Consider the following 13537-nt stretch of genomic DNA (forward strand, 5'->3'; position numbering starts at 1 on the left):
TGCTTGCCTGATAGGCAGCGGTGTCACTGCGCGGCGACGCTGCGCCGATGCGCTTTCCTGCCGGACCTGTCCCTCTGCTGGGTGCTGCCTGTGCCGCCGGTCTGGTGCTGGGGGCGCTGGCCTGCGTGCTGCTGCCAGTGCTGGTGCCGCGCGCGGTGTGCATCAGCCTGGCGCTGTCTGCTCTGGTCGGCTGGGCCTGGCCGTGGCGCGGGCGCGCGGTGGCTGCTGCCCTGTTTGGCCTGGCCTGGGCGGGGTGCCATGGCCACCTGGCCCTGCAGCAGCAGCTGCCGCCGGGTGCGGCCGCGCAGGACGTGCGGGTACGCGGCCGGGTTGTCGATCTGCCGCTGTGGCGCGAGGACCACAGCCGTTTCCTGTTTGACGTGGAGGAGGCGAACGCCTGGCCCGCGTTGCAGGGACGCCGCCTGCAGGTCAGCTGGCATGAGCCGCGGCATTCCCGCAGCCCCGACCGTCTGCGCGGCACATTGCGCGCCGGGGCCCACTGGGAACTGTCGCTGCGCGTGCGTCCGCCGCGCTCGCGTATCAACCCAGGTGGATTCGATGCAGAGCGGCATGCCCTCCTGCAGGGGCTGGCGGGCAGCGCCAGCGTGCGTGAGCCTGGCCGTGCGCGGCAGCTGCGCGGCGCACACGGGCTGGCCGCCTGGCGCGAGCGGTGCAGTGCCGCCATCGCCACGCAGGTGGACCGTCCCACCGCACGCTTTGTCCAGGCACTGGCGCTGGGGGACACCCGTGGCTTGAGTGACGCCGATTGGGAGCAGCTGCGCGCACTGGGCCTGACCCATCTGATCGCGATCTCCGGTTTCCATGTAGGTCTGGTTGCCGGCTGTGCGGCCCTGCTGTGCGCGGGCCTGTGGTGGCTGTGGCCGACGCTGGCGCATCGGTGGCCACGCCCGCAGGCGGCGGCCTGCGCCGCTGCCGTGGCCGCTGCCGGCTACACGCTGCTGGCCGGCAGCGAGCTGCCCACGGTACGCACGGCACTGATGATCGCGGCGGTGGCTGTAGCGCGTGCCAGCCGACGACCGTTGGGTACGTCGCAGGCACTGGCCCTGGCGGCGGCAGTGATGCTGTTGCCCGCGCCGCTGTCAGTGCTGTCGGCAGGGTTCTGGCTCAGCTTCGGCGGTGTGCTTTGGCTGCTGTGGTGCCTGCCGCAACGGCCACCGGCGGGTATCGCAGGCGCGCTGCGCATGGCACTGGCCGGGCAGGGCGTGGCCAGCGTGGCGCTGCTGCCCTTGGCGGCGGTGTTGTTTGGCGGTACGTCATGGCTGGGGCCGTTGATCAACCTGCCGGTCATTCCGTGGTGGAGCCTGCTGGTGGTGCCGTTGGCCCTGCTCGGCACCGCCATGCAGGCCCTGTACGAAGGCGCAGGGGCGTGGCCGTGGCGTGCGGCAGCGTGGGTGTTCGATCTCAGCTGGGGGCTGCTGCAGCCGCTGGCCCGGCACCCGCAGGCGATGTGGTGGCTGCCGCAGGCGCCGGGCTGGGCGTTGCCAGCAGCGCTGGCCGGCGTGTTCTGGTGGCTGCTGCCGCGCGGCGCCGGAGGCGGCCTGGCCGGCGCGCTGCTGTGCCTGCCGCTGTTATGGCCGGCCCGGCCAGGGCCACGGCCGGGCGAGGTGGAACTGCTGGTGCACGACGTAGGGCAGGGCGCTGCAGTGCTGCTGCACACCGCCACGCATGCCCTCTGGTACGACGCGGGCCCGCCACCCGGTTCGGGCCGCGAGCGCGTCCTGCTGCCCGCCGTGCGCGCGCTGGGTCACGCGCCACCGGAGCAGCTGCTGCTCAGCCACGACCATCTGGACCATGCCGGGGCGTTGCCGGCGCTGCGGCAGGCACTGCCGGGCCTGCAGGTGCTGGCCCCACCGGGCAGCCAGATTCCGGGCATGCGGCCGTGCGTGCGGGGAATGCGCTGGCAGTGGGACGGGGTGGATTTCCAGGTGCTGCATCCGCCGGCCGGTGGCCGTCAGGGTGACAACGAGGCCAGCTGCGTGCTGCGCGTGGCCGGCGCGCATGGGGTGGTGCTGCTGCCGGGCGACATCGGTCGCCAGGCCGAACAAGCGCTGCTGCGGTCCGCTGCCGGGGCCCTGCGCGCCGATGTGGTGCTGGTGCCGCACCACGGCAGTGGCGGCAGCTCGACGGTGGCCTGGGTCGCCGCCGTGGCACCCCGGCTGGCCGTGGTCTCAGCCGGCCACCAGAACCGCTTCGGCCACCCGAAACGTGACGTGGTGCAGCGCTGGCAGGCGGCAGGCGCCGAAGTACTGGCCACGGCCGAGTCCGGCGCGATCCGCGTATGGCTTGGCGCACAAGGGCTGCAGGTGCGTGAACAGCGCATCCACGCGGCCCGGTGGTGGGATGCCGCTGAGCGGGCGCGGTCGGCTGCTATCCTATCGCCGATCGAACAAGCGGCCGATGGGCCGGAGGGTTGAAACGTGTGGGAACTGGTCAAGGCCGGTGGCTGGCCGATGGTGCCGCTGCTGCTGTTGGGCGTACTGGCTTTGGCGATCGTCCTGGAGCGTTTCTGGTCCCTGCGGCGCAATGAGGTGCTGCCGCCCGGCCTCGGCCAGGAAGTGCGCAACTGGGCTGCCCGCGGCAAGCTCGACCCGGCCCACCTGCAGACCCTGCGGGCGAACTCGCCGCTGGGCGCGCTGCTGGCCGCTGCGCTGGACGCACGCAACCGCCCGCGTGACCAGATCCGCGAGCGCATCGAAGACACCGGCCGCCACCTGGTCCATCGCATGGAGCGTTTCCTCAACGCGCTGGGCACCATCGCCTCGGCCGGCCCGCTGCTGGGCCTGCTCGGCACGGTCATCGGCATGATCCAGATGTTCCTGGGCATCCTCGACCACGGCGTGGGCGATGTGAACCAGCTGGCCGGCGGCATCGGCAAGGCGCTGGTGTGCACCGCCACCGGCATGATCGTGGCCATCCCGGCGCTGATGTTCCACCGTTTCTTCAAGGGCCGCATCCACGGCTACGTGGTGGAGATGGAACAGGAAGCCAGCGCCCTGCTGGACACGCTGGACGGTCGTCCGGGGGTGATGAACCCCGCAGTGGCCCCGCGCGCCGCCGCACCTGCCACGGCCAAGGCCTGATCGATGCGCATCGGCAACGACCGATCCCAGGATGAGCCGCATATCGATCTGGTGCCGCTGATCGACGTCATCCTGGTGCTGATCATCTTCTTCGTGGTCACCACCACGTTCGACGCGCGCTCGACCCTGCAGGTGCAGCTGCCCACCGCCAGCGACCAGCAGACCAACGAGCCGCCGCGTTCGCTCAGCGTGCTGATCAACGCCGACGGCCGCTACTTCGTCAACGACCAGGAAGTGCTGCGTACCGACGTCGAATCGGTCAAGCAGACCATCGCTGCAGTGGCCGGTAGTGACCGCCAGCAGACGGTGCTGCTGCGCGCCGACGCGCGCACCCCCTACCAGGCCGTGGTCACCGCGCAGGACGCGCTGGGCCAGCTCGGCTTCCGCCGTATCGCCATTGCAACAGCGCCAGAGGTGCGTCCATGAGTTCCAATCACGCGCCGGTGTGGCCGATCTACAAACGCCTGCTTGGCTATACCCGGGCTTACTGGGTGTTCATGGTGGCCGCCGTCATCGCGATGGTGGTCGAGGCCCTGGCCGGGTACCACTTCACCAAGCTGATGGAGCCGCTGGTCAACGAGGGCTTTGTCGACCCGCAGCCGCGCGCTGCCGTCGTGCTGCCGCTGACCATCCTTGGCCTGTTCCTGATGCGCAGCCTGGCGACCTGGGTCAGCGATTACACGCTGGCAAAGACCGGCCGCAGCGTGGTCCGTGACCTGCGTGAGCAGGTGCTGGACAAGTACCTGCACCTGCCGTCCTCGCACTTCGATACCGAAGCCACGCCGGTGATGGTCAGCCGCCTGAACTTCGACACCGAGCAGGTCACCCAGGCCAGCGCCGATGCGCTGAAGACCATGGTGGCAGACACCCTGACCATCATCGCCATGCTGGTGGTGATGCTGCAGATGAGCGTCAAGGTGACCCTGGCCATGCTGCTGGTGGTGCCGCTGATCGGCGCCATCGTGTCCTACGTCGGCAAGCGCTACCGGCGCATCAGCCGCGGCATCCAGGACGGCATGGGCACCATGGCGCAGACCGCCGAGCAGTCCCTGGCCGCGCAGCAGGAAGTGAAGGTGCACGGCACCCAGCAGCACGAGATCAGCCGCTACTCGCGGCTGGCCAACCGCATGCTGGCGCTGAACATGAAGGTGGAAGTGACCCGCGCGGCCGCCTCCAGCGTGGTCCAGTTCCTGGCGGCGCTGGCGCTGGCGGTCATCGTCTGGGTGTCCACCCGCGAAGCGCTGGCTGGCAAGCTCAATGCCGGCCAGTTCATGGGCCTGATGACCTCGATGATGGCCATCATTCCCTCGCTGCGACGCCTGACCAGCGTGCAGACCTCGATTTCGCGCGGCGTGGCGGCCGCCGAGCGCCTGTTCGGCATCATCGACATGCCGGTCGAGCGCGACGCAGGGCGTACGCCGCTGCAGCGCGCCCGGGGCGAGCTGGCCTTCGAACACGTCATGCTGCGCTATCGCGCCGACAGCGGCATCGCCCTGGATGACATCACCTTCGTTGCCAAGCCCGGCACCGTCACCGCCATCGTCGGCCGCTCCGGCAGCGGCAAGACCAGCCTGATCCGCCTGGTACCGCGCTTCTACGAGCCCAGCGGCGGTGTCATCACCCTCGATGGCGTGGCGCTGGACGATTACGCGTTGGCCGATCTGCGCCGCCAGGTGGCCATGGTCGGGCAGAAGGTGATGCTGTTCGACGACACCATTGCCGCCAACATCGCCTATGGCATGGAAGCAACCGAGGAGCAGATCCGTGCGGCGGCCGAAGCGGCCAACGCCTGGGAATTCATCGCGCGCATGCCGCAGCAGCTGCAGACTCCGGTGGGCGAGAACGGCGCGCTGCTGTCTGGCGGCCAGCGCCAGCGCCTGGCGATTGCCCGTGCGATCCTGCGCGATGCGCCGATCCTGATCCTGGACGAAGCCACCGCTGCGCTGGACAACGAATCCGAACGCCTGGTGCAGGACGCACTGCAGCGCCTGATGCCCGAGCGCACCACCCTGGTGATCGCGCACCGGCTGTCCACCATCGAACACGCCGACCAGGTGCTGGTGATGGACCATGGCCGCATCGTCGAGCGTGGCACCCACAAGGAGCTGCTGGAAATGGGCGGCCTGTACCAGCACCTGCACAGCATGCAGTTCCGCGAAAGGCAGGACTGATGGCAGGCAAGGGTACGCAGACCCCGCCGTACTGGTACGACGGCAGCCCGGTTCCATTTGCGATGCGGCTGCTGGCCCCGGTCTATGCCGGCGTGGCCGCGCTGCGCCGGCGGCTGTACCGCAAGGGCTGGTTCAAGCGGCATGCGCTGCCGGTGCCGGTCATCGTGGTCGGCAACATCACCGCCGGTGGTACCGGCAAGACGCCGCTGACCATCGCGCTGGTCGAGCGCCTGCGCGCGGCCGGCTGGAAGCCGGGCGTGGCCAGCCGCGGCTATGGTCGCGAAGAGGCGGACAAGGCGCGCTGGGTTGAGGCCGATACGCCGACGGCACTCGGCGGTGACGAACCGGTCCTGATCGCGTGGAAGACCGGCGTGCCGGTGCGCGTGGACAGCGACCGCGTGGCCGCCGGCAAGGCACTGATCGCGGCCGGTTGCGATGTCATTGTCTGCGACGACGGCCTGCAGCATTACCGCCTGCAGCGCGACATCGAGATTGAAGTCGTTGATGCGCAGCGCCGCTACGGCAACGGCCGGATGATTCCTGCCGGGCCGTTGCGCGAGCCGGTCAGCCGTGCCGAGGAATGCGATTTCCGTGTGGTCAACCTTGGCCAGGCCGACGAGACGGCCGCTGCCCAGGCCTGCGGCTTCGGCCAGTGGCCGATGGCCCTGCATATCGACAGCGCGCAGCCGCTGGCCGGTGGCCGGCCGCGTCCGCTGGCGTATTTCGCGGGCCAGCGCGTGCATGCCGTGGCCGGCATCGCCCACCCACAGCGCTTCTTCGACATGCTGCGGGCACGTCGCATCGGCGTGGTGCCGCATGCCTTCGCCGACCACCAGGTCTACCAGCCGCAGGACCTGTCCTTCGGCAGCCAGCTGCCGGTGCTGATGACCGAAAAGGATGCGGTGAAATGCCGCGCCTTCGGCAACGACTGGCATTACGCGGTGCCACTGCGCGCTGAGCTTCCTGCCGCCTTCTGGGTGGCCCTGACCGACCGCCTGGACAAGCTGCGCCCGAACTGAGCGGCCGCGCGGCGCTTGCAAACGCCTGCCGCCGGCCGCATTCCCGTTGTATCGCGCCTGCCGAGTACCGCCCGCATGACCGAATTCGTTGTCGCCATTCCGGCCCGCTATGCCGCCTCCCGGCTGCCGGGCAAGCCGCTCCGCCTGCTGGGCGGTGAGCCGCTGGTGCTGCACGTGGCACGCCGTGCATTGCAGGCCGGTGCCCGTGAGGTCTGGGTCGCCACCGATGACACGCGCATCGCCGATGCGCTGGACGGCCTGGGCGAGGTGAAGGTCGCCATGACCGCAGTCGAGCATGCTTCCGGTACCGACCGCCTGGCCGAGTGCGCGCGCATCGCAGGCTGGTGCGACGAAACGGTGGTCGTCAATCTGCAGGGCGATGAGCCGTTCGCCCCGGCTGCCGGCATCCGTGCCGTGGCGCAGGCGCTGGTCGAGGGCGATGCGCCGATGTCGACCTTGGCCACGACCGTCGAGGATGCCCACACCCTGTTCGACCCGAACGTGGTCAAGCTGGTGCGCAACGTACGCAACGAGGCGATGTACTTCAGCCGTGCGCCGATCGCGTGGCATCGCGATGGCTTCGCGCGCAGCCGCGATGTGTTGCCGGAAGGGCACCGCTGGCTGCGCCATATCGGCATCTACGGCTATCGCGCCGGCTTCCTGCAGCAGTTCGCAGCGATGCCTGCGGGCCAGCTGGAGCAGGTCGAGGCGCTGGAACAGCTGCGCGTGCTGGAAGCGGGTTTCCCGATCAGCGTGGCGATCTCGCCCGAAGCCTTCCCGCCGGGCATCGACACGCCCGAAGACCTGGCCCGTGCCGAAGCCCTGCTGCAGTCCATGGCCGCGCGATGAACCTGCTGGTGGTCTGCCTGGGCAACATCTGCCGCTCGCCGATGGCCGAGGGCGCGCTGCGTGCGCGGCTGCAGGCCTCGCCGCTGGCCGACCGGGTGCAGGTGGATTCGGCCGGTACCGGCGACTGGCACGTGGGCGAAGCGCCTGACCGCCGCGCCATTGCCTGTGCCGCCCGCCATGGCGTGGGCATCGGCGACCTGCGTGCACGCCAGTTGCAGGCGGCGGATTTCAACCGTTTCGACTGGATCCTCTGCGCCGACGAGGCCAACCTGCGCGACGCCGCACGGTTGGCCACGCCTGCCCGGCGCGAGCGCCTGGCGCTGTACCTGCCCTGGTCGGGCGGGCAGGGCGCCCGGGCCATCCCCGATCCCTATACCGGCGGGCAGGACCACTTCGAACACGTCTGGGCGATGGTCGACCAGGCTGCAGAACGTACCGTGGCACGACTGTTGCATGACGCCGACTCCGGCATAATCAGGCCATGAACGCACAGCCCGTCCAGGACCTGCCCGAGTTTGCCACCTGGCTCAATGCCGCCCCCTGCACCTTGACCGAACTGCGTGGCCGCCCCGTCGCACTGCTGTTCGTCAACGCTGCATCGGCCTGGAGCATGCAGCGCATGGCCGAGTTCGGCCAATGGCTCTCGCGCAACCCCGGCCGCCTGCAGCCCCTGGTGCTGCATGTGCCGCGCTTCGATTTCGAACGTGATGCCGCTGCTGCGCTGAAACTGCTGCGCCGCCAGGGGCTGTCGATGCCGGTGCTGCTCGACGGTGACTGGGATGGCTGGCGCCGCTTCGGTGTGACGGCGTGGCCAACGGTCATCCTGCTCGATGCGCAGGGCCGCGAGCAGCAGCGACTGGTGGGGCTGGGCGCGCCGGGCGAGCTGGAGCGCGCCCTGAACGAGCTGTGCGAGGGCGCGCCACCGGCACCGCCGCGCGGTGGCAGCGAACTGCATCCCGAACTGCCGCACACGCTGCGCTTCCCGTCGGGCCTGGCGGTCAATCGTGATCGTCTGTACATCGCCGACAGTGGCCGCCATCGCATCCTCGAGTGCAGCCACGGCGGGCGTGTGCTGCGCCAGTTCGGGCTGGGCACTGCCGACTTCATGGACGGCAACCTGGCCGAGGCCGCCTTCCACCGCCCGCAGGGGCTGGTGCTGGAGCGCGAGTCGCTGTACGTGGCCGACACCGGCAATCACGCAGTGCGCCGCATCAACCTGTCCACCGGCCAGGTCGACACCCTGTGCGGCAACGGCCGCCCCGGTACGCCGGTCGAAGGCCCGGTGGCGCAGCCGCGGCAGGTGGCACTGGACCACCCGGTCGGCCTGGCCATCGCCGACAACCAGCTGCATATCGCCATGGCCGGCGACAACCGCCTGTGGAGCTTCCACCTCGGCCTGCGCAGCCTGCAATGGCGCGCCGGCAGCGGTGCCATCGACGAGCGCGACGGCAGTGGCCACATGGCCGCCTTCGCCCAGCCCACCGGGCTGGCGGTGGTGCAGCAGGTGCTGTACGTGGCCGACGCCCTGGGCTCTTCCATCCGCGCGGTGCAGTTGCGCGGCGACCTGGTGCAGACCCTGGTCGGGCAGGGCGCGTGGCGCTTCGGCGAAGACGACGGCCCGCGCGCGCAGGCCAGCCTGCAGTTCCCGCAGGCCATCGCGCTCAGCCCGGACGCGCCGGAGCTGTGGATCGCCGACACCGGCAATGGCCGGCTGCGCACCCTGCGCCTGGGCGGCGGTGACCTAGTCACCCAGCCGCTGCCGCGCCGCCTGCATGGTCCGGCCGGCCTGACCGTGGGCGCCGGTGCGGTGTGGATCGCCGAGACCGACGCACACGCCGTGCTGCGTTTCGACCCCGACAGTGGCGTGCTCAGCGAAGTGCCGATCAGCGAATGACCGACGTCACCGCACCGGCCTTCGACGGCAAGGCCTTCGCGGCCCAGTTGAGCACCGCACCCGGCGTCTACCGCATGTACGCGGCCGACGACACCCTGTTGTACGTGGGCAAGGCACGTGCGCTGCGCAATCGCGTCGGCAGCTATTTCAACGGCAGCCCGAAGAATGCGCGCATCATGTCGATGCTGTCGCAGATCGCGCGCATGGACGTGACCGTCACGCGTTCGGAAGGCGAAGCGCTGCTGCTTGAAAACCAGCTGATCAAATCACTGTCGCCGCGTTACAACGTATCCCTGCGCGACGACAAGACCTACCCGCATGTACTGCTGACCCGCGAGGACTGGCCGCGCATCGCGCTGCACCGTGGCCCGCGCGCCATTCCCGGCCGCTACTTCGGGCCGTACCCGGGTGTCACTGCGGTACGCGAGACGCTGAACCTCATGCACAAGCTGTTCAAGCTGCGCAGCTGCGAGGACAGCGTGTTCCGCAACCGTTCGCGGCCCTGCCTGCAGTACCAGATCGGCCGCTGCAGCGCGCCCTGCGTGGATCTGGTGCCTGCCCCCGAGTACGCCGAATCGGTGCGCCGCGCCACGCTGTTCCTGGAAGGCAAGAGCGACGAGCTGACCCGCGAGCTGGGCGAGCAGATGCAGGGCGCCAGCGAAGCCCTGGAGTTCGAGCAGGCCGCGCGCCTGCGCGACCTCATCGCCTCGCTGCGCAGCATGCAGACCCGCCAGTACGTCGATGGCCGCGCTGCCGACCTGGACGTGCTGGCCGTGGCCATGCAGGGCTCGCAGGCCTGCGTGCTGCTGCTGGCCTTCCGTGACGGGCGCAACCTTGGCACCCGCCCGTTCTTCCCGCGCACCAATGGCGAGGACAGCCCGGAAGAGGTGCTGGCCGCGTTCGTGTCGCAGTACTACATCGAATTCGAACCGCCGCGCGAGATCCTGCTGGACCGGCAGATTCCCGATGCCGACCTGCTGGTGGCCGCGCTTTCGGCCTCGGCCGAGCGCAAGGTACAGCTGAAGTGGAACGTGCGTGGCGAGCGCGCCGGCTACCTGGAACTGGCCAGCCGCAACGCCCAGCTGACCCTGGCGACCGAACTCAACAGCCGCAACGCGCAGCACGCGCGCAGCGAAGCCCTGCGCGAAATGCTGGGCCTGGCCGAGCCGGTCAAGCGGGTGGAATGCTTCGACATCAGCCACACCATGGGCGAGGCCACCGTGGCGTCGTGCGTGGTGTTCGATGCCGCCGGGCCGGTACGCGCGCAGTACCGCCGTTTCAACATCAGCGGCATCGAGCCCGGTGATGACTACGCCGCCATGCACCAGGCCATTGACCGCCGTTTCCGGCGTGCGGTGGAAGAGCAGGGCGTGCTGCCCGACGTGCTGCTCATCGACGGTGGTGCCGGCCAGCTGGCGCAGGCGCAGGCCGCCCTGGCCGACCTGGGCGTGGAGGGCGTGCTGCTGGTGGGTGTGGCCAAGGGCGTGGAGCGCCGTGCAGGCCACGAAGCGCTGGTGATGCCCGATGGCCGCGAGCTGCGCCCGGGCGCGGCCAATCCGGCGCTGCAGTTCATCCAGCAGGTACGCGACGAGGCGCACCGATTCGCCATCACCGGCCACCGCGGGCGCCGCCAGAAGGCCCGGATGACCAGCAAGCTGGAAGACATCCCTGGTATCGGCCCGCGCCGGCGTGCCAGCCTGCTCAAGCATTTTGGTGGCCTGGTAGGCCTGAAAGCCGCCGGTGAGGCCGAGATCGCCAAGGTCGAGGGCATCAATGACGCCCTCGCTGCACGCATCTACGCTAACCTGCACGGGTTGGCCACGCCTGACCCGGCCGAGTAGAGAGAGAAGCAAGCCGCATGAAGTTGACCCTGCCCACCTGGCTGACGTTGTTGCGGATCGTGATGATCCCGGTGCTGGTGCTGGTGTTCTACCTGCCCTACACCTGGACCAATTTCGCGTCCGCAGCGATCTTCGGCCTGGCTGCGATCACCGACTGGCTCGATGGCTGGATCGCACGTCGGTACAAGCTGGAATCGGCGTTCGGCGCGTTCCTCGATCCGGTGGCGGACAAGCTGATGGTGGCCGTGGCGCTGTTCCTGATCGTGCAGGGCCACCCGACGCCGTGGATGGCGTTCTGGGCGGCGGTGATCGTCGGCCGGGAGATCGCGGTGTCGGCGCTGCGCGAGTGGATGGCCGAACTTGGCCAGCGCGCCAAGGTGCGCGTGGCGATGATCGGCAAGGTCAAGACCACGGCACAGATGGTCGCGCTGTTGTGCCTGCTGTATTCGGTGGCGCCGAGCGTGCCGGTCAGCGACATCTGGATGGGCCCGCCGGTGTTCCATATCGGCGACTGGACCCTGGCCATTGCCGCCGTGCTGACCCTGTGGTCGGGCCTGCAGTACCTGCACGCCGCCTGGCCAAGCCTGCGCGAAGACGAGCGCGCGGCGCGCGAGCGTTCGCGGCAGAAGAAGCTGGGCAACTGATGAGTCCGGGGTCGGATCCCTTTCCACAGGAAAGGGCTCCGACCCCACGGCTGGCCCCCATCCACGCATGGCGTGGATCTACTGGGGTATCCCGCTCCGGGGTCGGATCCCTTTCCGCAGGAAAGGGCTCTGACCCCGCGGTTGCTGCCATCCACGCATGGCGTGGATCTACTGGGGTATCCCGCCCCGGGGTCGGATCCCTTTCCGCAGGAAAGGGCTCTGACCCCACGGTTGCTGCCATCCACGCATGGCGTGGATCTACTTGGGTATCCCGTCTTCGACGTGCACATGGTCCATTGATGCGGATGTAAAACCGCCAATGAAATGCGCTTCGCGATGCTCTGGGCGCTTGGGTGCAAAGGCGCCTGATCGGAGCGCCCAGTCGTACGCGCCTTCATTCAACGGATAGCAGGTGAGCACACCTGTCAGCGCGTGCTTGGCCGCCCATGACAAGCCGGCCTCACGATTGCCGAAGACGCCCCCGGCGAAGCGCGCGCCTGCGCCGTGGAAGACCCAGATCTCAGTGGGTTCGGTGTTGATGTTCGCGCCTCGGCTGGATGTACACCGGCATGGATACAACATGTCGGTCGCTTCGCGAAGCCCCCCGAAAAAACCGCTTGACGCCATTCCCAGAACAGGTAGAATTTCGCCTCCCAAGCGGGAATAGCTCAGTTGGTAGAGCGCAACCTTGCCAAGGTTGAGGTCGCGAGTTCGAGTCTCGTTTCCCGCTCCAGATTCAAGAAAAGCGCTCCCGCAAGGGAGCGTTTTTCGTTGTGTGCGACTCCGCTTCATCCCCACTTCACCGCCACCCCATCGCACCGCCACGCACGCCGGCGAAGCTGCAACACCGTTCCAACCGGTGATGCTGCGATGCCCCACATGTCCTCTGCCTACGACCACGATCTGGTCATCGTCGGCGCAAGTTTCGCTGGTGCGGCCTGCGCGTTGGCCGCTGCGCAGTACGGTCTGCGCGTCTGCGTATTGGAGCGCAAGTCCGATCCCGGCGAGCGCCTGCACACCACCGGCATCGTGGTGAAGGAAGCGATGGAGCAGACCTGGCTGGAGCGCATGCCAGAGCATCTGGTCGAGCGTGTCGCCCGCGTGCGGCTGTACGCGCCGAACCTGCGCAGCGTGCAGCTGGCCGCGCCCGGGTACTACTTCCTCACCACCGACACCCCGAACCTGATGCGCTGGCTGGCCGACGAACTGCGTGCCAGCGGCGTGGATCTGCGCCTGCAGCAGTCCTTCAGCAATGCGGAGGCCGATGGCGATGGCTGGCAGGTGGAAGGGGCAGGGCGGTGCGCCTATCTGGTCGGTGCTGATGGCGCGCGATCACGCGTCGCCCGGCGTACCGGCCTGGGCCAGGTGCGCGACAACCTCTATGGCGTCGAGCGCGAATTCGATGGCCTGCAGTTGCCACGGGGGGATGCGCTGCACTGCTTCGTCAGCAAGCGCTACGCACCGGGCTACATCGGCTGGGTCGCGCAGAATCCCACGGGCGCGCAGATCGGGCTCGCCCTGCGCCATGATCCGATGCAGGCGCGGGTGCCGGACATCGATGGCTTCATCGAGCACGTGCGCGACATCGTCGGCATCGCACCGTCCTTGCAGCCATCGTCCACCCGCGCCGGGCGGGTGCCCTGCGGCCTGCCGGATGGCCCGATCACCGGCCACCGCCTGGTCCTGACCGGGGATGCGGCCGGCATCGTCTCGCCACTGTCGGCTGGTGGCATCCACTCCTCCTGGCGGCACGGCTGGGCAGTGGGTGATGCCATCGGCCTGCATCTGCGCGGCAAAGGGCCTGCAGCCGAGCAGGTGGCCCGGCGGGTGGCGCCGACCTTCCGTCGCAAGCGCCTGCTGCGCTGGGCGATGGATCACCTGCAGCAGGATTGGCCGCTCAACGCCCTGCTGCGCACAGCGGCAACGCGCCGCGTGGCCGAGCAGATCTATTTCCATCAGCGTGGGGTGCGGGCCTGATCGATCAAGCTGAACAACGCCCCGCAGATCCCCCGGAAAAT

Annotated in this window: 12 protein-coding genes and 1 tRNA gene; 12 read left to right on the forward strand and 1 reads right to left on the reverse strand. The window is 69.1% G+C overall.

Annotation, left to right across the window (positions count from 1 at the left end; genetic code table 11):
- Positions 1-47 precede the first annotated feature (47 nt).
- The 10 genes from VER16_RS12520 to pgsA all read left to right on the forward strand — a co-directional run bounded on the left by VER16_RS12520 (position 48) and on the right by pgsA (position 11519).
- Positions 48-2435 carry a DNA internalization-related competence protein ComEC/Rec2 gene (locus tag VER16_RS12520; RefSeq protein WP_324808766.1) on the forward strand — a complete coding sequence of 796 codons (2388 nt, stop codon included), beginning with the start codon at positions 48-50 and terminating at the stop codon, positions 2433-2435.
- A 3-nt stretch (positions 2436-2438) separates the two neighbouring features.
- Positions 2439-3101 (forward strand): MotA/TolQ/ExbB proton channel family protein, encoded by a 663-nt coding sequence (locus VER16_RS12525; protein WP_324808610.1) that lies wholly within the window; start codon positions 2439-2441, stop codon positions 3099-3101.
- A 3-nt stretch (positions 3102-3104) separates the two neighbouring features.
- Complete coding sequence (locus VER16_RS12530) at positions 3105-3527, forward strand: biopolymer transporter ExbD (protein WP_324808612.1); 423 nt, start codon at positions 3105-3107, stop codon at positions 3525-3527.
- Complete coding sequence (gene msbA / locus VER16_RS12535; protein WP_324808614.1) at positions 3524-5272, forward strand: lipid A export permease/ATP-binding protein MsbA; 1749 nt, start codon at positions 3524-3526, stop codon at positions 5270-5272. Before VER16_RS12530 ends, msbA begins: the two co-directional genes overlap by 4 nt.
- A complete protein-coding gene (lpxK, locus tag VER16_RS12540) occupies positions 5272-6291 on the forward strand; it encodes a tetraacyldisaccharide 4'-kinase (protein ID WP_324808616.1) in 1020 nt (339 codons plus the stop codon). Before msbA ends, lpxK begins: the two co-directional genes overlap by 1 nt.
- Positions 6292-6366: 75 nt before the next feature.
- Positions 6367-7140 (forward strand): 3-deoxy-manno-octulosonate cytidylyltransferase, encoded by a 774-nt coding sequence (gene kdsB, locus VER16_RS12545; RefSeq protein WP_324808618.1) that lies wholly within the window; start codon positions 6367-6369, stop codon positions 7138-7140.
- Positions 7137-7625, forward strand: a complete 489-nt coding sequence (locus VER16_RS12550; protein ID WP_324808620.1) for a low molecular weight protein-tyrosine-phosphatase — start codon at positions 7137-7139, stop codon at positions 7623-7625. Before kdsB ends, VER16_RS12550 begins: the two co-directional genes overlap by 4 nt.
- Entirely contained in the window at positions 7622-9034 is a 1413-nt protein-coding gene (locus tag VER16_RS12555) for a hypothetical protein (protein ID WP_324808622.1), read from the forward strand. The genes VER16_RS12550 and VER16_RS12555 overlap by 4 nt, the downstream gene beginning before the upstream one ends.
- Entirely contained in the window at positions 9031-10875 is a 1845-nt protein-coding gene (gene uvrC, locus VER16_RS12560) for an excinuclease ABC subunit UvrC (protein WP_108764687.1), read from the forward strand. Before VER16_RS12555 ends, uvrC begins: the two co-directional genes overlap by 4 nt.
- Positions 10876-10892: 17 nt before the next feature.
- Positions 10893-11519 (forward strand): CDP-diacylglycerol--glycerol-3-phosphate 3-phosphatidyltransferase, encoded by a 627-nt coding sequence (gene pgsA / locus VER16_RS12565; protein WP_324808625.1) that lies wholly within the window; start codon positions 10893-10895, stop codon positions 11517-11519.
- 258 nt (positions 11520-11777) lie between these two features.
- Here pgsA and VER16_RS19460 read toward each other — a convergent pair whose 3' ends face one another.
- On the reverse strand, positions 11778-12146 hold the full coding sequence (locus VER16_RS19460) for a DUF7710 domain-containing protein (protein ID WP_422664271.1): 369 nt from the start codon (positions 12144-12146) through the stop codon (positions 11778-11780).
- Positions 12147-12176: 30 nt separating this feature from the next.
- Between VER16_RS19460 and VER16_RS12570 the strand changes: the two genes are divergently transcribed.
- Positions 12177-12252 (forward strand) — tRNA-Gly (locus tag VER16_RS12570).
- Positions 12253-12389: 137 nt separating this feature from the next.
- On the forward strand, positions 12390-13496 hold the full coding sequence (locus tag VER16_RS12575) for an NAD(P)/FAD-dependent oxidoreductase (RefSeq protein WP_324808627.1): 1107 nt from the start codon (positions 12390-12392) through the stop codon (positions 13494-13496).
- The last annotated feature ends 41 nt before the right edge of the window (positions 13497-13537 follow it).

The organism is Stenotrophomonas sp. (genome assembly GCF_035634915.1).
Classification (GTDB): domain Bacteria; phylum Pseudomonadota; class Gammaproteobacteria; order Xanthomonadales; family Xanthomonadaceae; genus Stenotrophomonas.